Below are 22,586 nucleotides of genomic sequence, written 5' to 3' on the forward strand. Positions count from 1 at the left end.
CGTGAGCAACTCGCGCGAAGCGGTCGCCGTCCCGGTGCGGTGAACAAGGCGCGGTCGTCCGACAATCCGGCGTATCTGGCGCCCCCATTCCATTTCGCGACCCGACGAATTCGCGGCTGCTTGAATTCGTGCCGAGAATGAAGCGGGTGCCACACTGGACGTGGTGGTGCCGGAAATGCGCAGCGCTGAATTACCGCCGCAAGCCGGAAGGGGTCCCATGAGTAATCCATCCGTCATGCCCGACCAGTCCTTGAACGGTCGCGTCGCGGTCATCACCGGAGCGTCCAGCGGAATCGGCGAGGCCACCGCCGAACGCCTTGCGGCGATGGGCGCTCACGTCGCGGTCCTCGCGCGTCGTGCCGAGCGGCTCGACAGTCTCGTCGACCGCATCGAGAAGACGGGCGGGCGCGCCCTGGCGCTCGCGGTGGACGTGACCGACGCCGCCGCCGTCCAGGCGGCCGCGGACCGCGTGGCCGCCGAGCTCGGCGACGCCGACCTGCTCGTCAACAACGCGGGCATCATGCTTCCCGCTCCCATCGAAGAGCGTGCGGCCGACCAGTGGCAGCAGCAGGTCGACCTCAACATCACCGGGCTGATGAACGTCATCGGCGCCTTCACCCCCCAGCTCGTCCGGGCCGCCGAGGAGCGGGGCGTCGCCGATCTCGTCAACATGTCCTCGATCGCCGCCCAGAACATCTTCCCGAACTTCGCGGTGTACTCGGGCACCAAGGCGTTCGTCACGCACCTGTCCCGGCATCTGCGCGTCGAGCTGGGGCCCAAGAACGTACGCGTGTCCGCTCTGGAACCCGGGATCGTCGGCACCGAGTTGCAGAATCACGTGACCGACGCGGGCACATTGCAGTGGCTCGCCGACTCCAAGGAGAGCGGCATCACGTGGCTCACCGCGGAGGACATCGCCGAAGTCGTCGGCTTCCTCGCCGCACTTCCCCCGCGCGTCAATCTCCAGCAGGTCACCATCATGCCCACCGCGCAGACGAGCTGACCGCACCCCGCCCGACGAACGTCCCCGTACGCCGGGCGGCATCGGACGACGGTGTCAGGCGCGGTGGTACTGGACGGGCGTGGCGACCTCACCGCCCAGATCGGCCGCGGCGCGCCGGGCCCAGTACGGGTCGCGCAGCAGCTCGCGGCCGAGCAGCACCGCGTCCGCCTTGCCGGAGGTGACGATCTCCTGGGCCTGGGCCGGATCCGTGATCATGCCGACCGCGGCCGTGGGCATGCCCGCCTCGCGGACCCGCTCGGCGAAGGGCACCTGGTAGCCGGGGCCGGCGGTGATCTTCGCGTCCGGGACGTTGCCGCCGGTGGAGACGTCCACCAGGTCCACGCCGCGCGCCCCGAGATCCTTGGCCAGGCGGACGGTGTCCTCGGAGGTCCAGCCGGTGCGCCCGTCGTCAGGGTTCTCGTCGACCCAGTCGGTGGCGGAGACACGGAAGAACACCGGCAGTTCCTCGGGCCAGACGGCGCGGACCGCGTCGACGACCTCCAGGGCGAAGCGGGTCCGGTTCTCGAACGAGCCGCCGTACTCGTCGGTGCGGTGGTTGCTGAGCGGGGACAGGAACTGGTGGATCAGGTAACCGTGCGCGCCGTGGATCTCCGCGACCTCGAACCCGGCCTCCAGCGCCCGCCCGGCGGCCGCGGCGAACTGCCGCACGATCCCGGCGATCTCCTCCCGGCTCAGCTCGTGCGGGGTGGTGGAGGTCTCGGCGAAGGGGAGGGCGCTGGGGCCGACCGGCTGCCAGCCGTACGGCTCGTCCGGCGTGAGGGAGCGCCCGCGGTCGACCCAGGTCCGCTCGGTCGACGCCTTGCGGCCGGCGTGCGCCAGCTGGATGCCCGCGACCGTGCCCTGCGACTTCAGGAAGGCGGTGACGCGCTTGAACGCCTCGGTCTGGACGTCGTTCCAGATCCCGAGGTCGTACGGGCTGATCCGGCCCTCGGGGCTCACCGCGGTGGCCTCGGTGATGATCAGGCCGATGCCTCCGGCCGCGCGGGCGGCGAGGTGGGTGAAGTGCCAGTCCGTGGGAGCACCGACCGTCTCGCCCTCCGGCGCGGCACTGTACTGGCACATGGCCGGCATCCAGATACGGTTCGGAACGGTCAGCGACCGGAGGGTCATGGGGGTGAAGAGGGTGCTACTGGTGCTCAAGTCCGGCTCCTTCTGCATGACGGCCGTGGTGGTACACGTACACGCTGGTCAAGTGCACACGCCTTATTTCTATTCCCGCCGTATACCCGCGTGTGCAATCACGTGCCCGGAGTGGCGCTCCACGCCCTCCGGGTGACGGTGATCACGGACGCCGTCCGGAGGGTGCTGCGTAGGCTTGGGCCGTCACCACGGCGGGGCGGCGCACGCGCGCCGCTGTAGGGTGTCGAAACAGCCCTTGACCTGCAAGAACGCAGGCAGGGAGCCTATCTGTGGGAGTTTCCCGATGCTGCGCACCATGTTCAAGTCCAAGATCCACCGAGCCACCGTCACCCAGGCCGACCTGCACTACGTGGGATCGGTGACCATCGACGCCGATCTGCTCGACGCCGCCGACCTGCTGCCCGGCGAGCTGGTGCACATTGTGGACATCACCAACGGGGCCCGGCTGGAGACGTACGTCATCGAGGGGGAGCGCGGGTCCGGGGTGATCGGGATCAACGGGGCCGCCGCGCATCTCGTGCACCCCGGTGATCTGGTGATCCTCATCAGCTACGCCCAGGTCTCCGACGCCGAGGCGCGGGCGCTGGTGGAGCCCAAGGTCGTGCATGTCGACGGGGACAACCGGATCGTGGCCCGCGGGGCCGACCCGTCCGAGCCCGTGCCCGGTTCCGGGCAGCGGCGCAGTCCGCAGGCCGTACGGGGCTGACGGTGCGGGGGAGTGGGGTGGGGCGCGCAGGGTAGTCGGGAGGTGGTCACCACGAAGTCCGGCGACCGCACGGAGGCAGTCATGACCCAGCCGCAACCCGACCCGGTTCCCCCGGCACCTGGCCCTGGCCCCGGTCCCACCCCGCCGGACCCGTACCCGAGCCCGGTGCCGCCTCCCGAGCCCGGCCCGGAGCCGACACCACCGGCCCCCGGCCCGCCTCCGCCCCCGCCTCAGCCGGGCCCCGTACCCCCCGGCCCCGCCCCCTCGCCCATCCCGCCGGGCCCCGACCCGGTACCGGCTCCGGAACCGGGTCCCCCATTGACCCATTGACCCGCTGAGCGGCCGGACGGTCCCCACCCGGCAGGGCGGACCCCCTCCGGCCGGACGGTCCCCGCCCAGCCGGCAAGGCGCACCCCGCCCCCCGCACGCGCGCGGCGCGGCTCCCGACCCGGAGCCGCGCCGCGCCCTTTCGGCAGCAGGGTGCCGTGCTACGCCCGGACCTCCGCCCGGTCCCCGCCCCACAGCGTGTGGAAGGCCCCGTCCTTGTCCACGCGCCGGTAGGTGTGCGCACCGAAGTAGTCGCGCTGGCCCTGGGTGAGGGCCGCGGGCAGGCGGTCCGCGCGCAGGGCGTCGTAGTAGGCCAGGGCGGCGGAGAAGCCGGGGGCCGGGACGCCCTGGCGGGTCGCGGCGACGAGGACCTCGCGCCAGTCGTCCTGCGCGTCGGCGATCTCACGGGCGAAGGTCTCGTCCGAGAGCAGGCTCGGGAGGTCGGCGCGGGCGTCGTACGCGGCGCGGATGCGGTCCAGGAAGGCCGCGCGGATGATGCAGCCGCCCCGCCAGATGGCCGCGACCTCACCGAGGTCGATGTCCCAGTCGTACTCCGCGCTGCCCGCCGCGATCTCGTGGAAGCCCTGGGTGTACGAGACGATCTTGGAGGCGTACAGCGCCTGCTCCACCCGGTCGGCGAAGGCGGCGGCCTCCTCCTTGCTCATCGGCGTCGGCTTCGGCCCCGCCAGGTCCCGCGAGGCGTCCCGCAGCGCCGCGTGCCCGGACAGGGAGCGGGCGAAGACCGCCTCCGCGATGCCCGACACCGGTACGCCCAGGTCGAGCGCGATCTGCACCGTCCAGCGCCCGGTGCCCTTCTGCTCGGCCTGGTCGACCACCACGTCCACGAACGGCTTGCCGGTCTCCGCGTCCACGTGGGACAGCACCTCGGCGGTGATCTCGATCAGGTAGGAGTCCAGCCGGCCCTGGTTCCAGGTGCGGAAGATGTCGGCGATCTCGGCAGGCGAGTACCCGGCGACGTCGCGGAGCAACTGGTACGCCTCGCCGATGAGTTGCATGTCGGCGTACTCGATGCCGTTGTGCACCATCTTCACGAAGTGCCCGGCGCCGTCGGGACCCACGTGGGTCACGCAGGGAGCGCCGTCGTCGGCCTTGGCGGAGATCTTCTCCAGCATGGGGCCCAGCGAGTCGTAGGACTCCACCGAGCCGCCCGGCATGATGCTCGGCCCGTGCAGCGCGCCCTCCTCGCCGCCCGAGATGCCGGTGCCGACGAAGTGGATGCCCTGCTCACGCAGCTCCCGCTCGCGGCGCCGGGTGTCCGCGAAGTGCGCGTTTCCCCCGTCGATGATCATGTCGCCGGGCTCCAGCAGCGGCGCGAACTCCTCGATCACCGCGTCCGTCGGGTCACCCGCCTTGACCATGATCACCAGTCGGCGCGGGCGCTCCAGCGCCTCCACGAACTCCTTCGCGGTCTCGGCCGGGACGAAATCGCCCTCGCTGCCGAACTCCTCGACCAGCTCGCGCGTCTTCGACGCCGTGCGGTTGTGGACGGCGACCGTATAGCCGTTGCGCGCGAAGTTCCGGGCGAGGTTGCGGCCCATGACCGCCAGGCCCGTGACGCCGATCTGCGCGTGTGTGCTCATACCGCCTGCTCCCTAGCTGCGTCGTTGCTGCGGCCCTGTCGGAACCGGACCCTGCGGCCCATCCTGTCGCGCCGCCCCGGCGAGCGCACATCCGGCTCGCCAGGCATCAGTACGGACGGGGGACCGGTCCCGGCTCAGTTCGCCGGGCCCCGAAAACCGCTGACCTCAACCGCAGCCCGATACTGGCCACTTGAACCGGTGACAGGCCGGATTCCGCTCTTGTCCTGGCCTGTTCCCGGCGCTTACTTTTGCCCCTCCTGACGCATGTCGAGGGGATTTCGGACCATGGCCGCACGCGGCCGGCATCGCCGGTACCAGCCGAGCAGGATCAACCGCGCCTCACTCACCGTCACCGCCGGCGGCGCCGGACTCGCCATTCCGCTGGTCGCGGCGGGTACCGCCGACGCGGCGGACGCCTCCACCTGGAACAAGGTCGCGGCCTGTGAGTCCAGCGGCAACTGGAGCATCAACACCGGCAACGGCTACTTCGGCGGCCTCCAGTTCACCCGCTCCACCTGGGAGGCGTACGGCGGCACCCGGTACGCGCCCCGCGCCGACCAGGCCACGCGGGAGCAGCAGATCGCCGTGGCCGAGAGGGTCCTCGACGGCCAGGGGCCCGGAGCCTGGCCCGCCTGCGGGCCGCGCGCCGGACTCGCCCGGGGCGGGGAGGCCCCGCGGGCCGAGAGCGCGCCGAGCCGTCCCGCCAGGAGCCTGGCGAGACCCGCGGCCGCCCAGGACGTACGGCCGCAGACCACCCCGCAGTCCCGCGCCGGACGCGCCGAGATGTACACCGTGGTGCACGGCGACACGCTCTCCGGCATCGCCGGTGAGCACCGGGTGCGCGAGGGCTGGCGCGGTCTCTACGAGGGGAACAGGTCGGTCATCGGGGACGACCCCGACCTGATCATGCCCGGTCAGCGGCTCAGCCTGCGCGGGAGTGCCCCGGCGCCGGGCACCGCGGCCAAGCAGAAGAAGGCGGCCACCGCCGCACCGCAGCACAAGGCCGCACCGAAGCCCAAGCCCGCGCCGGAGCGCCGGGTCGAGCCCGAGCGGGCCGAGCGGAAGGCGGCGCCGAAGGCCCCGCAGCGCAAGGCCACCACCGAGCACAAGACCTCTTCCCGCCACTCGGGCCACACCGCCGTCGCCCCCGTGCGGGCCGCCATCGGCACCAGCTACCGCACGGCCGGACCGCACTGGTCGAAGGGCTACCACACCGGCGTCGACTTCCTGGTGCCCACCGGCACCTCCGTCCACTCCGTCGCGGGCGGCCTCGTCGTCTCGGCGGGCTGGGGCGGTTCCTACGGCTACCAGGTCGTGGTGCGGCACAACGACGGCCGCTACTCGCAGTACGCCCACCTGTCCGCGATCTCCGTACGCTCGGGACAGAGCGTGAGCGTCGGCCAGCGCATCGGGCGATCCGGCTCGACCGGGAACGTCACCGGACCGCACCTGCACTTCGAGGTGCGCACCGGCCCCGGCTTCGGCACCGACCTCGACCCGGTCGCCTACCTCAGGGCCCACGGCGCCCGGCTCTGAGCCCTCAGGCGCACAGCGGGACGTCGGGCAGCGGCAGGGCGCGTGGCGCGGGGGGTGTCTCCCCGTCGCCCTCGCCCTGCCCTCTTCCCGCCTCCCCGGGCCCGCGCACGGCGTCCACCGGCGTGAGGACGGGCTTCGCCGAGGGGGCCCGGTCCGCCGGCCGCCCCGCGTCCGGGACACCGGCTCCGCCTACGCCGTCCACCGGGGCCCCCGCCGCCCGTGCCGCCACCGGACGCGGGCCGGCGTCCGTACGGGCCGGGTCGCCCAGCCGCTCCGTCGTCAGCAGGATCAGCCCGCCGCCCGTCACCACCGCGCAGCCCAGCGCCAGGACCGTGCCCGTGGTGCCGTGCCGGAAGGTCTCGCCGAACATGGCGATGCCGACCACGGCCGCCAGCACCGGGTTGGCCACGGTCAGCGTGGCCAGGGGCGCGGCGAGCCCGCCGTCCCGGTAGGCCGCCTGGGACAGGAACACCCCGGCGGCCGACAGCACGGCGATGACCCCGAGCGAGGGCAGCGCGCCCGGCTCGACGCCCGCGCTCCAGTCGACGGCGACCGTCTTGGTGAACACCGACGACATGCCGAACGCCGTACCCGCGCCGGTGGCCAGCAGCACGCTGCGTACCGCCGGATGCCGGTGCGCGGCCCGCGCCGCCGCCATGAGCGCGACGAGCGCCCCGCCGGTCACCAGCGCCAGCGCCGTCCGCTCGGCAGGACCCAGCGAGTGCGACTCGGCCGAGCCGACCAGGGAGAGCAGTCCGGCGAGTCCCGCCGTGGCCATCACGGCCCCGCGCCAGGCCGCCGCCCCCGCCTTCCGGCCGACGAACAGCGCGGCCATGGGCAGCGCGAAGACGATGGTCAGCGCGCCCAGCGGCTGGACCAGGCTCAGCGGCCCGAGGGCCAGCGCCACGACATGGAGCACCCCGCCGAGGCCGTTGAGCCCCAGCGCCGCCCACCAGCCCGGCCTGCGCAGCGCCGCGAGCCCCTCACCGGGACAGGACACCGCGACCCGCTCCTGCACGACGGCACCGCCCGCGTAGGCGACGGCGGAGACGAACGACAGCAGCACGGAGGACGCGAGGGCGTTCATCTCGGGCCCCCCGGAGTGTCTCCCGGGGACAGGCGGGCCCGGTTCGGGGCGCGGTCGGCTTCCATGCCGGACACTCTGCCCGCTCACGCCCGGTCAGTCGTCGTCCCTGAGCACCCGATGCGTCCTACTGCCGATGGAGTACGACGGCGCACCGGTCATCCCCAAGGCGGGTGACCGCGCCCGCGCACCCGGGGCCTGATACAAGTGGCGACCGTGGAACTCGACCCCGGCCTGACCGCGTTGCGCCCGCTCGGCGGCTTCTTCGTGCTGCGCACCGGCGTCGGCCCCGCGGGCCCGACGGCACCTCCTCTCGACCGGACATACGCGGGAGAGCTGACAGGCGTTCAGACCGACGCCCTCGCGGACAGGATCGGGGTCGTCGCGGACCGGCTGCGCGTGCGCGAGCCCCGTGTCTGCGCCTCCCTGGCCCAGCAGGGGCTCGCCGCCCGTCTCTGGTCGGCCGCGCTCGGCTGCGCCGCGCTGTACGGCCGGGTGCCCGATCTCGCCCCGCGCCTGCTGCGCTGGGACGCCGCCGCCACCGCCCCCGACGACCTGTGGCTGGCCGAGGTCCGCCCGCTGCCCGGCGACGCGGACACCCTCGCCGACACCGTCCTGCACAGTCATCTCCAGCCCCTGGGCCAGGCCCTGACCCGCCGCTACGGGGTCGCGCCCGGCCTGCTGCGGGGCAACGCCGCGTCCGCGCTCGCGGGCGCCGCCCGCCAGCTCGACCACTGGGCGCGCGGCAACGCCCGCGCGGACGTGGCCGAAAGGGCGGCCGCGCTCACCGACTCCCTCTTCGCACACCCCCTGTTGAGCGGCACCGGTGCCCGTTCGGGCACGAGGTTCCGCCGCCGCAGCTGCTGCCTGTACTACCGGGTCCCCGGCGGCGGAGTCTGCGGGGACTGCTGCTTCACCCGCCCCCCGGGCTCTTCCCCGCGCGCCGCTTCTGAGTGACCATGAAGAGGACCTGCCGCCGAGTCCAGGGGGTTTTCGGGTGCGAGTGGGACTGCTGACACGTGAGTTCCCCCCGGACGTGTACGGCGGTGCCGGCGTCCATGTGGAGTTCCTGGCCCGCGAGCTGGCCGGGCTGGTGGACCTGGAGGTGCACTGCTGGGGCGAGGGCCGAGGTGTCGGGGTCGCGCGGCACCGCCCCTGGCCCGTCCTCGACGGCTCCAACGACGCCCTGCGCACCTTCTCCGTGGACCTCTCCATGGCCGCCGCCCTCCAGGGCAGCGACCTCGTGCACTCCCACACCTGGTACGCGGGTCTCGCCGGCCACCTCGCCAAGCTGCTGTACGGCATCCCGCACGTGGCGACCGCGCACTCGCTGGAGCCGCTGCGCCCCTGGAAGGCCGAGCAACTGGGCGGCGGATACGCCCTGTCGAGCTGGGCCGAGCGCACCGCGATCGAGTCGGCGGACGCCGTGATCGCCGTGTCCGGCGCCATGCGCGACGACATCCTCGCCTGCTACCCGGCGCTCGACCCGGACCGGGTGCACGTCGTGCACAACGGCATCGACACCCGCCTGTACCGCCCGGACACCGGAACCGACGCCCTGCGCAGGCACGGCATCGACCCGGAGCGGCCCTACGTGCTGTTCGTCGGACGGATCACACGCCAGAAGGGCGTGCCCCAACTGCTGCGCGCGGTCAGGGACATCGACCCCGGCGTCCAGGTGGTCCTCTGCGCCGGGGCCCCCGACACCCCCGAGATCGACCGGGAGTTCCGGGACCGCTTCCGCGAACTGAGCGCCGTCCGCTCGGACGTGTTCTGGATACCGCAGATGCTGCCGCGCACCGAGGTCGTCCAACTCCTCACGCACGCGGCGGTGTTCGTCTGCCCCTCGGTCTACGAGCCGCTCGGCATCGTCAACCTGGAGGCCATGGCCTGCGGCACCCCGGTCGTCGCCTCCCGCGTGGGCGGCATCCCGGAGGTCGTCGACGACGGCCGCACCGGACTCCTCGTCGACACCGGCGACGGCTTCGAGACGAACCTCGCCCGCGCGCTGGACACCGTGCTCGCCGACCCGGCCGCCGCCCGGCGGATGGGCGAGGCCGGACGGGTGCGCGCGGTGGGGGAGTTCGGCTGGGACGCGGTGGCCCGGCGCACCGCGGGACTGTACGAGGAGATCCGCAAGCAGGCTTAGCCGGGCGAGTGCCAGGGCAGCCATGGGGTTCAACCAAGGGTGAGGGGAGGCGCCATGCGCCGAGGAGGTCCTTCGGTTCTCGGGATCGTGCTGGCCGGCGGTGAGGGCAAGCGGCTGATGCCGCTCACCACGGACCGGGCCAAACCCGCCGTCACGTTCGGCGGCACCTACCGGCTGGTCGACTTCGTCCTGTCCAACCTGGTCAACGCCGACGTGCTGCGCATCTGCGTGCTCACCCAGTACAAGTCCCACTCGCTGGACCGGCACGTCACCACCACCTGGCGGATGTCCAGCCTGCTCGGCAACTACGTCACACCGGTGCCCGCCCAGCAGCGCCTGGGCCCGCGCTGGTACCTCGGCAGCGCCGACGCCATCCTGCAGTCGCTCAACCTGGTCCACGACGAACAGCCCGAGTACGTCGCGGTGTTCGGTGCCGATCACGTGTACCGCATGGACCCCCGCCAGATGCTGCGCCGGCACATCGAGGGCGGCGCGGGCGTCACCGTCGCCGGAATCCGGGTGCCGCGCTCGGAGTCCGCGTCCTTCGGCGTGATCACCCCGGGCTCGGACGGACACACGGTGCAGCGCTTCCTGGAGAAGCCCGCCGATCCGCCCGGCCTGCGCGACGACCCGGCCAGCGTCTTCGCCTCCATGGGCAACTACATCTTCAGCACCAAGGTCCTGGTCGAGGCACTCCAGCGGGACGCGGAGGACGAGCAGTCGGCCCACGACATGGGCGGCTCGATCCTGCCCCAGCTCACCGGCCGCGGCGAGGCCCAGCTCTACGACTTCCAGGACAACCACGTCCCCGGCGAGACCACCCGCGACCAGGGCTACTGGCGGGACGTGGGCACGCTCGACGCCTACTACGAGTCCCACATGGACCTGATAGCCGAGCGGCCCGCCTTCAACCTGTACAACCGGCAGTGGCCCATCTACACCCACTCGGGCCAGCTCTCGCCCGCCCGGTTCAGCGCGGGCGGCATCGCCAGCGAGTCCATCATCAGCGCCGGCTGCCTGATCCGGGGCCAGGTCTCCCGCTCGGTGCTCTCGCCGGGCGTCCGGGTCGACCCCGGCGCGGTCGTCCAGGGCTCGGTGCTGCACGACAACGTGCGGATCGGCCGGGGCGCGGTGGTGCGCGGCGCCGTACTGGACAAGAACGTGGAGGTGCCGCCCGGCGCGACCATCGGCGTCAACCCCGACCGCGACGCCGAGCTGTACACCGTCTCCCGGGGCGGGGTGATCGCCCTGGGCAAGGGCCAGCTCGTCACCTGACCGGCCCCCGGCCGGGCACGCGCCCGCGACGCGCCGCCCCCGAACCGTCCCGGATGCCCCGGTTCACGCCGTCCGCCCCGCACGATGCAGGCAACGACGTCGAACCAGCGGAGGTCATCCGACATGAGAGGGACCCGGCGCACCCGGCTGTGCCTGGCCGGGATGATGGCAGCGTCCGCGCTGACCGTCACCCCCGCCCGCGCGGCCGATCCGTCCGACGGCCACCTCACCGATCTGGTCAACCCGTTCATCGGGACCCAGAACGAGGGCAACACCTTCCCCGGCGCCGCCGTGCCGTTCGGCATGGTGCAGCTCTCCCCGGACACCGGGCACAGAACGGGCTACGACCACACCCACGACCACATCCGCGGCTTCTCCCTGCTCCATGTCTCCGGCGTCGGCTGCCGGATCGGCGGCGACCTGCCCGTCCTGCCCACCACCGGCGACATCACCGCCACCGACAACGCCCGCTACGCCGCGGCCTTCTCCCACGACGACGAGAAGGCGAGCCCCGGCTACTACCGGGTCGGCCTCGGCACCGGCATCCGCGCCGAACTCACCGCCACCGCCCGCACCGGCGTGCAGCGCTACACCTTCCCGGCCACGGACAAGGCCAACGTCCTGCTCAACGCCGCCCAGTCGCTGCACAAGCCGGGCGGCGCCGAGGTGGAGATCCTCGACGACCGCACCGTACGCACCAAGATCTCCGGCCACGGCTTCTGCCGGGACACCGGCCCCTACACCGTCTACACCGTCACCCGCTTCAGCCGCCCCTTCACCGCCTACGGCGCCTGGGACTCCGGCGCGGTCACGGCCGGGGCGCGGACCGGGACGGGCGGGGCGTACGTCCGGTTCGACACCACCGAGGACCGCACGGTGGAGGCGACCACCGCCCTGTCGTACGTCGACGCGCGCGGCGCCGCCGCCAACCTGCGCGCCGAGGGCGGCCCGTCCTTCGACACCGTGCGCCGGCGGGCCCGCGAGGCGTGGGAGAAGCGGCTCTCCACCGTCCGCGTGAGCGGCGGCGACCCGGCGCTGCGCCGCACCTTCTACTCCTCGCTCTACCGCTCGTTCCTCGCGCCCAACATCGGCGGCGACGCCGACGGCCGCTACCTCGGCTGGGACCAGAAGCCGCACCGCGCGCGGGGCTTCACCTACTACCAGAACTGGTCGCTCTGGGACACCTACCGGACCCAGGCCCAGCTCCTCGCCCTGCTCGCCCCGCGCGAGGCCCGCGACATGGCACGCTCGGTGGTCCGGGTCGACGAGGACGGCGGCTGGCTGCCCAAGTGGGGGTACGGCCCGGTCGAGACCAACATCATGACCGGCGACCCGGTGACCCCCTTCCTCACCACCGCCTTCCACATGGGCCTGCTGAAGGGCTTCGAGGACCGGGCCTACCGGGCCTTGCGGAAGAACGCCGACGGAGTGCCGCCCACCGCCTTCCCCGGCGTCGGCCGCGAGGCCAACACCGAGTACCTGACGCATGGTTGGGCGCCCTACATCAAGGGCCGCCCCTACGCCAAGGTCGGCGACTCCGACTACCACTTCGGCGCCTCCGCCACCCTGGAGTACGCCCTCTCCGACGCCATGCTCGCCCAGATGGCCCGCGCCCTCGGCCACCGGGACGACGCCGCGCGCTTCGCCGCGCGCTCCCGGAACTACCGCAACCTCTTCGACCCCGCCACCGGCTTCTTCCGCGCCCGCGACGCCTCCGGCGCCTTCACCGGCTCCGCCGACCCGGCCCGGGGCACCGGCTTCCACGAGGGCACCGCCTGGCAGTACCAGTGGCTGGTGCCCCAGGACCTGCCCGGCCTGATCGGCCTGATCGGCGGCAGGGCCGCGGCCGAACGGCGCCTGGACACCTTCTTCGCCTACGACAGACTGCTCGCCGACCCCGAGCTGACCGCCCGCCAGGTGTGGGTGCACGGAGACCCGTACGACTACTACAACGCCGACAAGTACAACCCGCAGAACGAGCCCGACCTGATCGCCCCCTACACCTACCTCGCCACCGGCCAGCCCTGGAAGACCACCGACGTGGTGCACGCCGCGCTGACCCTGTTCACCGACACCCCCACCGGCATGACCGGCAACGACGACCTCGGCACCATGTCCGCCTGGAACGTGCTGACCTCCATCGGCGTCTTCCCGGTCCAGCCCGGCTACGACACCTGGGGCCTGTCCACCCCCGTCTTCGACCGCGTCGACCTCAGCCTGGACCGCCGCTACTGGCCCCTGGGCGCCCTCACCGTCACCGCCCCCGGCACCTCGGCCGCCGACCGGTACATCCAGAGCGTCCGCACCGACCGCCGGGCGCACGAGCGGACCTACCTGACGACCCCCGCACTGCGCTCGCTGCGGACACTGGCGTTCACGGTCGGCCCGCGCCCGTCCGGGTGGGGCACGGCACCCGACGCGGCACCCCCGGCACTGAAGTGACCTCAGGGTCTGCCGAGTCCCGCCCTCTCTCCGGGGCGGGACTTTATCTGCTGTTAACTGAGCGTAACGTGATCGCACTTGACCGTGATCGCGGTTCGGGGCTTGACTCGGGGACAGACAGCAGACCCACTCCCGGACCCACCCGTCGACGACGCGAGGCACTCCCTTGACTTCCGATCTGCTCGCCCCTCTCGACCTCGCCTTCTGGAACATGGAGTCCGTCCGGCACCCCATGCACCTTGGCGCGCTCGGCGTCTTCGCCACGCACTCGCCCACCGCCGGCGCGCACGCCGCCGACCTGCTGGCCTCCCGCGCCGCCGCCGTCCCCGGCCTGCGCATGCGCATCCGCGACGTCTGGCAGCCCCTCGCCTTCGGCGGCGCCGTCCGCGAGCCCGTACCGGACTTCGACCCGCTGGACCACGTACGGCTGCACGCCCCCACCGACGACTTCCACGGCATGGCGGGCCGGCTCATGCAGCGCTCCCTCCGGCGCGGCCGGCCGCCGTGGGAGGCCCATGTGCTGCCCGGCGCGGACGGGGTGTCCTTCGCCGTGCTGTTCAAGTTCCACCACGCCCTCGCCGACGGCCTGCGCGCCCTGAAGCTGGCCGCCTCCCTGCTCGACCCCGTCGACCTGCCCGAGCGCGGGCCGCGCCCCGCCGTGCCGCGGCCCGACCTGCTCTCCGAGGTGCGCGCGCTGCCCGGACGCGTCCCCGGCCTGCTCCGGGGTGCCGTCTCCGACATGGGCCGGGCCCTGGACATCGGCGCCTCCCTCGCCCGCTCCACCCTCGGCATGCGCCCCGCCCCCGCGCTCACCTCGGCGCCCAGCGGCACCCGCCGCACCGCCGGGGCCGTGCTCGACATCGACGACGTGCACCGGGTCCGCAAGAGCGCGGGCGGCACCGTCAACGACGTACTGATCGCCGTGGTCGCAGGCGCCCTGCGCCGCTGGCTGGACGGGCGCGGCGACGGCAGCGAGGGCGTCGCCCCGCGGGCCCTCATCCCGGTCTCCCGCCGCCGCCCGCGCACCGCCCAGCCGCAGGGCAACCGGCTCTCCGGCTACCTGATGCGGCTCCCGGTCGCCGACCCCGACCCGCTGGCCCGGCTGGAGAGCGTGCGCACGGCGATGCTCCGCAACAAGGACGCGGGCGCCGACCGGGGCGCGGGCGCGGTCGCCCTGCTCGCCGACCACGTCCCGGCGCTCGGGCACCGGCTCGGCGGACCACTGGTGGGGCAGGCGGCGCGGCTCTGGTTCGACATCCTCGTCACCAGCGTCCCGCTGCCCGGCATCGGGCTGAAGCTCGGCGGCCACGAGCTGGCCGAGGTCTTCCCGCTGGCCCCGCTCGCCCCCGGCCAGTCGCTGGCCGTGGCGATCTCCACCTACCGCGGGCGCGTGCACTACGGGCTCGTCGCGGACGCCCGCGCGGTGCCCGACCTCGACGTGCTGGCCCGCGCGCTCACCGAGGAGATGGAGACGCTGCTCACAGCCTGCGAGGTCTGACCCCGTCCGTTCCCGGCCCCCGGACCGCCCGCCACCTGAGCGGGTTTGGTCCAGGGGCCGGGCGCTCCGTAAAATTCCCCGTTCGACAGCGGGCGCGCCCATGCCCCCGCGCGGGTGATCAGGGAAGCGGCAGCGCGATGACGGTGACAGAGGACGGCGCGACGTCCACGGACGCGATGGTTTACGGCCCCGGCATCGACCCGGAGCGCCTGGCCGTCTGCCTCAGCGTGCTGGAGGAGCTCGACCGGATCGACGTCGACCACCCCGACGCCATCCAGGTCCGCCGGGCCACCTCGCACATCTACCGCACGGTGAAGCAGCGCCGCCGCCAGGAGCGCCGGGCCGCCAAGACCGCGCACGACCGCACCGTCACCGAGGCCACCGCCACCGGCTCCGCCGAGCGCATCGACGACGAGACCGAGGGCATCCTGCCCACCTCCAAGATCGAGGCCGGCCGGATCGCGGGCATACTCCAGCGCCCCCGCTCCTGCTACGTCTGCAAGCAGCGGTACACCGAGGTCGACTACTTCTACCACCAGCTCTGCCAGGACTGCGCCGCCGAGAACCGCACCCGCCGCGAGGCCCGCGCCGACCTCACCGGCAAGCGCGCGCTGCTCACCGGCGGCCGCGCCAAGATCGGCATGTACATCGCGCTCCGGCTGCTGCGCGACGGCGCCCACACCACGATCACCACCCGGTTCCCCAAGGACGCCATCCGCCGCTTCAAGGCGATGGAGGACTCCGCGGACTGGATGCACCGCCTGGAGGTCGTCGGCATCGACCTGCGCGACCCGGCCCAGGCGGTCGCCCTCGCGGACCAGGTGAGCGAGGCGGGCCCGCTCGACATCCTCATCAACAACGCGACGCAGACCGTACGCCGGGTGCCCTCGGCCTACGCGGCCCTGGTCGACGGCGAGAGCGCGCCGCTGCCCGCCGGTGAGCTGCCCGCCCACCACGTCATCGGCGCCTTCAACTCCGGCGCGGTGGACGGCCTGGCCGCGCTGCCCGTCGGCACCAGCGGCCTGGAGGCCCAGAAGGTCGCCGACCTGGCCCTGGTCGCGGGCAACGCCAGCGTCGCCCGGCACCTGGACGGCACCGCCATCGACGCGGGCGGCCTGCTGCCCGACGTCGTCGACTCCAACACCTGGGTGCAGTCCATCGAGCAGATCTCCCCGGTGGAGCTGCTGGAGACCCAGCTCTGCAACTACACGGCGCCGTTCATCCTGATCAGCAAGCTCCGCCCGGCCATGGCCGCCGCCGCGAAGCAGGCCGGCAAGGGGCGCGCGTACATCGTGAACGTCTCCGCGATGGAGGGCGTCTTCGCCCGCGGCTACAAGGGCGCGGGGCACCCCAACACCAACGCCGCCAAGGCCGCGATGAACATGGTGACCCGGACCAGCGGCCAGGAGATGTTCGACACCGACCGCATCCTGATGACCTCGGTCGACACCGGCTGGATCACCGACGAGCGCCCGCACTACGACAAGCTGCGCCTGGCCGAGGCCGGCTTCCACGCCCCGCTGGACCTGGTCGACGGCGCGGCCCGCGTCTACGACCCGATCGTGCGCGGCGAGCAGGGCGAGGACCTGTACGGCGTCTTCATGAAGGACTACGCGCCCGGCAAGTGGTGACACCCGGAGCTCCGCGCGGACGACGGCGCGGCACCGGACCCCGGTCCGGTGCCGCGCCGTCGTCTTGACGGGGCGTCCACGGGGCAGACGAGTGACTGGGCCGTGTGGGTGAACCGGCGGCCCCCGCAGCGGATGCGCATTGCGGTAAACGGCCCCATATTGAGGGGGATTGAGGGGGTGGGAGGCGGGCGGAAGTTACGTCTTGTTTGCATTCCCTATCGAGCGTGGGTCCGCTCATTTGGTTAATCTGAAGCTCCGGGACGCCCCCCAGGGTGATCCGACACATAAGGAGTGCGCGGTGACACCGGACAAGACGAACGTCGAACAGGGCCCCGACGAACGCACGGAGCGTTCCCGCCGCAGGCCCGGAGAACTCGGCAGCCTGGACGTGTGGGCTCGCTCCGCCCCGATCCGCCTCGCGGGCTACGAGGAAGACCTCGCCGAGCCCCACATCCTGCCCAGCGTGGACTGACCCTCCCGTAAGCCCTCGACAGCCGCCCCGCATGGGCGTGACAGACTCACGCCCATGCTGATCAGGGAAGCCGAGGCCGGGGACTGGGCCCGTATCTGGCCCGTCTGGCACCGCGTCGTCGCCGCCGGTGACACCTACACCTGGGACCCCGGCACCCCCGAGGAAGCGGCCCGCGCCCTCTGGATGAGCCCCGCCAAACGGGTGTACGTGGCCGAGGACGCCGACGGGGCCCTGCTCGGCACCGCCTATCTCACCCCGAACTACGGCGGCGCCGCCGCCCAGGTGGCCAACGCCGGCTTCATGGTCGACCCCGACCGGGCCGGACGCGGCGTCGGCCGGGCGCTCGCCGAGCACATCCTCGGCGAGGCCAAGGCCCGGGGATACCGCGCGATGGTCTTCAACGCCGTCGTCGAGACCAACCCCGCCGTCCGCCTCTGGACCTCCCTCGGCTTCAGCGTCCTCGGCACCGTCCCGGACGCCTTCGACCACCCCCGCGACGGCAGGGTCGGACTGCACATCATGCACAAGACGCTCTAGCGCGCCCGCCCGCGCGAAAGCCCGTCAGCGCAGCCGGTCCGGTGGGGCCGTGCGCGTCCAGGGGCGCAGCCGCTCCAAGTCCTCGGCTACCGCCAGCAGATCCGCCTCCGTGCCCGGCCGGCCCACCAGCTGCACCGCCGCGGGCGCGCCGCCCGGGAGGCTGCCGAAGGGCACCGACATCGCGGGCCAGCCCGTCAGGTTCCACACCGGGGTGAAGGGCGAACTGGCCGTGTTCACCGCCACGTTGGCGAGCCAGCTCCGCTCGTGCCAGGGCGCGGCGGCGGGGGAGCGGCGGGCCAGCGCCGGGGTGAGCAGCACGTCGTACTCGGTGAAGAACGGCAACAGGCGGGCCCGCAGCCGGTCCCGGGCGTCGCCGGCGCGCACCGAGCGGACGAAGCGGCGGCCGGCGGCCGCGTGTGTGCGGGTGCGCCGGGCGAGCCGGGCCGGGTCCAGTCCGGCCGAGTCCACCGCGGTACCGGCCGTCCAGTGCCGCAGCGCGGTCAGGCCCAGGTCGAGCGGGTAGGGCGGCTCCGCGCGCCGTACCGTGTGCCCGGCCCCGTTCAGCAGCCCGGCCGCCTCCCGGACCGCCGAGCGGAACGGCTCGCTCACGCTCACCCCGGCCAGCGGGCTGCGCACCGCCGCGGCGATCCGCCTCGGTGTCCGCTCCCCGGGCGCCGGGTACGCGCCGTCCGCCAGGACGCCCAGCATCAGCCGCAGGTCCTCGACCGTGGTGGCCAGCGGGCCGTTCTCCGACATGCCGAACCAGTCGCCGTGCCCGATGCCCGCCGGGACCACACCGTGGCCCGGCTTCACCGTCACCAGACCGCAGGCCGCCGCAGGGATGCGCAGCGAGCCCATGCCGTCGTTGCCGAGCGCCAGCGGCACCATGCCCGCCGCGACCGCCGCCGCGCTGCCCCCGGACGAGCCGCCCGCCGTGCGGGTCAGGTCCCAGGGGCTGCGGGCCGTGCCGTACACGCCCTCGGTGGTGCCGAACACGCACAGCTCGGGCACGTTCGTCAGACCCACGACCACCGCGCCCGCCGCGCGGAGCCGGGCCACGGTCTCATGGTCCTCGGCGGCCGGGGTGTCCGGCGTCGCGGCCGAGCCGTTGCGGGTGGACTCGCCGCGCACGCCGAGGTTGTCCTTCACCGCCACCGGCACGCCCGCCAGCGGGAGTCCGGCCAGATCGGGACGGGCGCCGACCTCGTCCGCCTCCGCCAGGGCCGCCGCGTCGCGCACGGTACGGAACGCGCCGACCCGCCCGTCCAGTTCCGCGATCCGCGCGAGATGCTCCGCCACCACCTCCCGCGGGGTGACCCGCTTCTCACGGACGGCGGCGGCGATCCCGGCGGCCGTACGGCCGGCCCAGCTGCTCACGTGCACTCCTCTTCGCTCCCGGCGCGCGGACCGCGCGCACGGCAGCACTGTGCCCGCTCGCGCGTCCCGCGTCGAGAGGGTGCCCGGCACCGCTCACGGGGTGGTGCCGAGCCGGGTCGGCCGCAGGAAGTCGCGTACGTAGGTCCGCTCCCAGCAGGCGCCCGTCTGACGCAGTTCACGCCAGGTGGTGAAGCGGTAGCGGAAGAGGCGGGCGCGGATGTAGCGGGGCGGGGCGCCGGGCGGGAAGGGGGAGGAGCGCAGCAGGCGCAGGGTGTCGCGGTCGTCCTCCAGCAGCCGTTCCACCAGCTTGCCGAACCAGTCCCCGGCGTACGCGGGGGAGAGCGCGGCGAACCACATCAGCCAGTCCAGGCGCAGGTGGTAGGGCGCGAACTGGCGTGGCCAGCGGCGCGGATCACCCGGTTTGCCGTGGAACTCGTACTCCCGCCAGTCACCGTCCGCACGCGGCCGCTCGTCGCCGGTGCCCTCGATCACCACCTCGTAGCGGACCCGGCTGACGCTGCCGAAGGCGCCGTAGGTGTTCACCAGGCGCAGCGGGTCGAAGGAGCGGTTCATCACCTGGCGCCGGGAGACCATGTTCCGCACCGGGTGCCGGCCGAGCACCAGCAGGACCGCCCCGACCGCGAGCACCAGCACCTCGTACCAGAGCGGCGCGGCGGGCACCGCGGGCGGATCGGCCGGGAGCCGCAGCGCGGACAGGGCGAGCACGACGGTGATCCAGTTCAGCCAGGAGAAGTTCCCCGACAGCACCAGCCAGAGCTGGGTCACGATCATCAGCGCGGCGGCCGCCGACGCGATCGGCTGCGGGGTGAACAGCAGCACGGGCACGACGAGTTGGGTCACATGATTGGCGGCCGTCTCCACCCGGTGCAGGGGCCGGGGCAGGTGGTGGAAGAACCAGCTCAGCGGGCCCGGCATCGGCTGCGTCTCATGGTGGTAGTCCAGACAGGTCAGCTTCCGCCAGCACGCGTCCCCGCGCAGCTTGATCAGCCCCGCGCCGAACTCCACCCGGAACAGCACCCAGCGCAGCAGGAACAGCACCACCACGGGCGGCGCCACCTTCTCGTTGCCGAGGAACGCCGCCAGGAACCCCACCTCCAGCAGCAGCGTCTCCCAGCCGAAGGCGTACCAGGTCTGCCCCACGTTGACGACCGACAGGTACAGCGCCCACGGCACCAGCCACAGCACCACCGAGGCCCACAGCGGCAGCAGCGAATCCGCGCCCGCCAGCAGCGCCGCCGACACCGCGCACCCCGCCCAGGCGCACCCGGCGAAGAAACGGTCCGAGTAGTACGCGTGGAACAGGCTCGGCGACTGTCTGAACGGCACCCGGGCGGTGTAGCGCGGCACCGGCAGCATCCCGCGCTCGCCCAGCAGCGGCCGGAACTGGCGCGCCGCCGCCAGGAAGGCCACCAGGTAGACCGCGGCCAGCCCGCGCTGGAACACCAGACGGCTCAGCCAGTAGTCGGGGGCGGTGAACCACTCCATCGCGCTCGCGCTCCTGCCTCTGCGGCGACCGCCCGGCAGGGGCCGTTCCCCGCCCGTCGCGCCCGCCCGTCACTGCCGTGTACCGCGCCGCCCGGCCCGCGTAACCCCTGCCGGCCCGCGCGGCCACACCCTGCCACGCCCCACTCGAAGATTCGGACATTTGCTGGCAAGGTGGCCCCATGGCTGATCGGGGAGCGAGTGCCCTGTCACTCCCGGAGGACCGGCCCGCCGCCCCGGACACGATCCTGGCGCTCAACCACATGGGCAGCTTCGACTGGGACCTGGACGCGGGCCTGTTCCACATGGACGCGCGGGCCCACGAGATCTTCGACCTGCTCCCCGAGGAGTACGACGGCAGGGTCGAGACCCTGGCCCTGCGGGTGCCCCCGCCGGACGCCTCCCGGGTGGACGCGGCGGTCGCCCGGGCCATCAAGGACGGCAGCGAGACCTACGGCGCCTACTTCCGCGTCCGCCGCCGCGACGGCTCCGTCCGCTGGGCCCACAGCCAGGGCGCCATCCGCCGCGACGGCACCGGCCGCCCGCGCCGGGTCGTCGGGCTCGTCCGGGACGCCACCCGGGAACTGGCCGACAGCCCCGCCCGCGCCCCGCGCACCGCCCGCGAGGAGGCGTTCCGCCAGCAGACCAGCGTCGTGGAGGCCATCTCCGCGGCCCTCGCCCACGCGCGCAGCGTCCAGGACGTCATCGACGTCCTCAAGGACACCCACGGAATCCGCCACCTCGGCGCGGCCAGCGTCGTCATCGGCCTGGTGGAGGCCGGCCGCATCCGGCTGGTCGCCGAGGGCCCGGCCGAGAGCTTCGTGCCCGGCACCCGCGTCACCCGGATCGACGAGCCCTACCCGATGAGCGAGGTCGTCCGCACGCTCGTCCCCCACTTCATCGAGTCGCCCGAGGAGTTCGCGCGGCGGTACCCGATCCTCTGGCCGCACATCACCGAGCTGCGCATCACCTCCGCCGCCTACCTCCCGCTGATCGCCCAGGCCCGCCCGCTCGGCGCCATGGGGCTGCTCTACAACGACCGGCGCGGCTTCTCCGCCGAGGAGCGCGCCGTCCTGGTCGCCCTCGGCAGCAGCATCGCGCAGAGCCTGCAGCGCGCCATGCTCTACGAGCAGGAGAAGGACCTCGCCCAGGGCCTCCAGCAGGCGATGCTGCCCCGCACCATCCCCAGCGTCCGGGGCGCCGACGTGGCCGTGCGCTACCGCGCCGCCGCCCTCGGCCGGGACATCGGCGGCGACTGGTACGACCTGATCCCGCTGCCCGGCGGGCGGGTCGGCGCCGTCATCGGGGACGTGCAGGGCCACGACACCCACGCGGCGGCCGTCATGGGCCAGTTGCGGATCGTGCTGCGCGCCTACGCCGCCGAGGGGCACAACCCGGCCACCGTCATGGCCCGCGCCTCCGTCTTCCTCGACGAACTGGACACCGACCGCTTCGCCACCTGCCTGTACGCCCAGGCCGACCTGACCACCGGAGTCGTCCAGTTCGTCCGCGCCGGGCACCTCGACCCGCTGGTCCGCGACACCCGGGGCGTCACCCGTCGCCTCGCCGTGGAGGGCGGGCTGCCGCTCGGCCTCTCCGCCGAGTTCGGCCGGCTGGAGTACCCCGTCGCCACCCTGGAGCTGGACCCCGGACACACCCTCCTGCTGTGCACCGACGGCCTGGTCGAGCGGCCCGGCGCCGACCTGGACGACGGCATGCGGGAGCTCGCGCAGGTCTTCGCCGAAGGCCCGGACGACGTGCGCGAACTCGCCGCACGCCTGATCACCATGGCCGAGGAGCGCGGCGGCGAGGACGACGTCGCGCTGCTCCTGCTGCGCCGACGGGAGCCCGAGGAGCCGCGGGCGCACGGCCGGCTCCGGCAGCACGTCGCCCCCGGCGACCCCGACGCCCTCACCCGCGCCCGGCACCTCATCGGCGCCGAGGTGCGGGCGTGGGGCGCCGGTGACCGGGCCGACGAGGTCGAACTCGTCGCCGACGAGCTGATCACCAACGCGCTGATGCACACCGAGGGCTCGGCGACCGTCACCCTGCGTCTGCTCTCCGGCGGCACCCGGCGTCTGCGCGTCGAGGTGGAGGACTCCTCCAGCGCCCTGCCCCGCCGCCGCGAACCGCGCGACGACGGCGTCTCCGGGCGCGGACTGCTCCTGGTGGACATGCTGGCCGACGCCTGGGGCGTGGAGGCGCGCGGCGGCGGCAAGGCCGTCTGGTGCGAGTTCCGGGCGGACCCGGACGGCTGAGACCGGTACGGACCCGGACGGCTGAG

At 73.4% G+C, this 22,586-nt stretch carries 17 protein-coding genes; 12 read left to right on the forward strand and 5 right to left on the reverse strand.

What is annotated here, in order from left to right; all coding sequences use genetic code 11:
• The first annotated feature begins 217 nt into the window (after positions 1-217).
• Positions 218-1,003, forward strand: coding sequence for an SDR family oxidoreductase (locus ABZ898_RS06265; protein WP_361653360.1), 786 nt, complete (start codon positions 218-220; stop codon positions 1,001-1,003).
• Between the two features lie 54 nt (positions 1,004-1,057).
• On the opposite strand, the gene ABZ898_RS06270 is transcribed toward ABZ898_RS06265, so the two are convergent.
• Positions 1,058-2,134, reverse strand: a complete 1,077-nt coding sequence (locus ABZ898_RS06270) for an NADH:flavin oxidoreductase/NADH oxidase (protein ID WP_361653843.1) — start codon at positions 2,132-2,134, stop codon at positions 1,058-1,060.
• Between the two features lie 313 nt (positions 2,135-2,447).
• Here ABZ898_RS06270 and panD point away from each other — a divergent pair, with 313 nt between their 5' ends.
• Positions 2,448-2,870, forward strand: coding sequence for an aspartate 1-decarboxylase (panD, locus tag ABZ898_RS06275; RefSeq protein ID WP_361653362.1), 423 nt, complete (start codon positions 2,448-2,450; stop codon positions 2,868-2,870).
• Positions 2,871-3,358: 488 nt separating this feature from the next.
• Here the strand turns inward: panD and gndA are convergent, their stop codons facing one another.
• Positions 3,359-4,798: an NADP-dependent phosphogluconate dehydrogenase gene (gene gndA, locus ABZ898_RS06280; protein ID WP_361653364.1), complete on the reverse strand. Its 1,440-nt coding sequence runs from the start codon at positions 4,796-4,798 to the stop codon at positions 3,359-3,361.
• 285 nt (positions 4,799-5,083) lie between these two features.
• Here gndA and ABZ898_RS06285 point away from each other — a divergent pair, with 285 nt between their 5' ends.
• Positions 5,084-6,334, forward strand: coding sequence for a transglycosylase family protein (locus tag ABZ898_RS06285; protein WP_361653366.1), 1,251 nt, complete (start codon positions 5,084-5,086; stop codon positions 6,332-6,334).
• A gap of 4 nt (positions 6,335-6,338) precedes the next feature.
• Here ABZ898_RS06285 and ABZ898_RS06290 read toward each other — a convergent pair whose 3' ends face one another.
• The gene (locus ABZ898_RS06290) at positions 6,339-7,421 is read right to left on the reverse strand and encodes a DMT family transporter (RefSeq protein ID WP_361653368.1); all 1,083 of its coding nucleotides are present in this window, start codon (positions 7,419-7,421) and stop codon (positions 6,339-6,341) included.
• 213 nt (positions 7,422-7,634) lie between these two features.
• Here ABZ898_RS06290 and ABZ898_RS06295 point away from each other — a divergent pair, with 213 nt between their 5' ends.
• The 8 genes from ABZ898_RS06295 to ABZ898_RS06330 all read left to right on the forward strand — a co-directional run bounded on the left by ABZ898_RS06295 (position 7,635) and on the right by ABZ898_RS06330 (position 17,422).
• Positions 7,635-8,375 carry a (2Fe-2S)-binding protein gene (locus ABZ898_RS06295; RefSeq protein ID WP_361653370.1) on the forward strand — a complete coding sequence of 247 codons (741 nt, stop codon included), beginning with the start codon at positions 7,635-7,637 and terminating at the stop codon, positions 8,373-8,375.
• A 40-nt stretch (positions 8,376-8,415) separates the two neighbouring features.
• Positions 8,416-9,567, forward strand: a complete 1,152-nt coding sequence (gene glgA / locus ABZ898_RS06300) for a glycogen synthase (RefSeq protein ID WP_361653372.1) — start codon at positions 8,416-8,418, stop codon at positions 9,565-9,567.
• Positions 9,568-9,621: 54 nt separating this feature from the next.
• On the forward strand, positions 9,622-10,842 hold the full coding sequence (gene glgC, locus ABZ898_RS06305) for a glucose-1-phosphate adenylyltransferase (RefSeq protein WP_361653374.1): 1,221 nt from the start codon (positions 9,622-9,624) through the stop codon (positions 10,840-10,842).
• Between the two features lie 123 nt (positions 10,843-10,965).
• Entirely contained in the window at positions 10,966-13,284 is a 2,319-nt protein-coding gene (locus ABZ898_RS06310; protein ID WP_361653376.1) for a GH92 family glycosyl hydrolase, read from the forward strand.
• 166 nt (positions 13,285-13,450) lie between these two features.
• Positions 13,451-14,782 (forward strand): wax ester/triacylglycerol synthase family O-acyltransferase, encoded by a 1,332-nt coding sequence (locus ABZ898_RS06315; protein ID WP_361653378.1) that lies wholly within the window; start codon positions 13,451-13,453, stop codon positions 14,780-14,782.
• A gap of 137 nt (positions 14,783-14,919) precedes the next feature.
• On the forward strand, positions 14,920-16,413 hold the full coding sequence (locus ABZ898_RS06320) for an SDR family NAD(P)-dependent oxidoreductase (RefSeq protein WP_361653380.1): 1,494 nt from the start codon (positions 14,920-14,922) through the stop codon (positions 16,411-16,413).
• A 298-nt stretch (positions 16,414-16,711) separates the two neighbouring features.
• Positions 16,712-16,885 carry a hypothetical protein gene (locus ABZ898_RS06325; protein WP_361653382.1) on the forward strand — a complete coding sequence of 58 codons (174 nt, stop codon included), beginning with the start codon at positions 16,712-16,714 and terminating at the stop codon, positions 16,883-16,885.
• A gap of 54 nt (positions 16,886-16,939) precedes the next feature.
• Positions 16,940-17,422 (forward strand): GNAT family N-acetyltransferase, encoded by a 483-nt coding sequence (locus ABZ898_RS06330; protein WP_361653384.1) that lies wholly within the window; start codon positions 16,940-16,942, stop codon positions 17,420-17,422.
• Positions 17,423-17,446: 24 nt separating this feature from the next.
• On the opposite strand, the gene ABZ898_RS06335 is transcribed toward ABZ898_RS06330, so the two are convergent.
• Together ABZ898_RS06335 and ABZ898_RS06340 are read right to left on the reverse strand one after the other, a co-directional pair.
• Positions 17,447-18,799, reverse strand: coding sequence for an amidase family protein (locus ABZ898_RS06335; RefSeq protein ID WP_361653386.1), 1,353 nt, complete (start codon positions 18,797-18,799; stop codon positions 17,447-17,449).
• 93 nt (positions 18,800-18,892) lie between these two features.
• Positions 18,893-20,305 carry a lipase maturation factor family protein gene (locus ABZ898_RS06340; protein ID WP_361653388.1) on the reverse strand — a complete coding sequence of 471 codons (1,413 nt, stop codon included), beginning with the start codon at positions 20,303-20,305 and terminating at the stop codon, positions 18,893-18,895.
• A 179-nt stretch (positions 20,306-20,484) separates the two neighbouring features.
• Here ABZ898_RS06340 and ABZ898_RS06345 point away from each other — a divergent pair, with 179 nt between their 5' ends.
• Positions 20,485-22,560: a SpoIIE family protein phosphatase gene (locus tag ABZ898_RS06345; RefSeq protein WP_361653390.1), complete on the forward strand. Its 2,076-nt coding sequence runs from the start codon at positions 20,485-20,487 to the stop codon at positions 22,558-22,560.
• Positions 22,561-22,586: the final 26 nt, after the last annotated feature.

This window comes from Streptomyces sp. NPDC046860 (assembly GCF_040645115.1).
Taxonomy (GTDB): domain Bacteria; phylum Actinomycetota; class Actinomycetes; order Streptomycetales; family Streptomycetaceae; genus Streptomyces.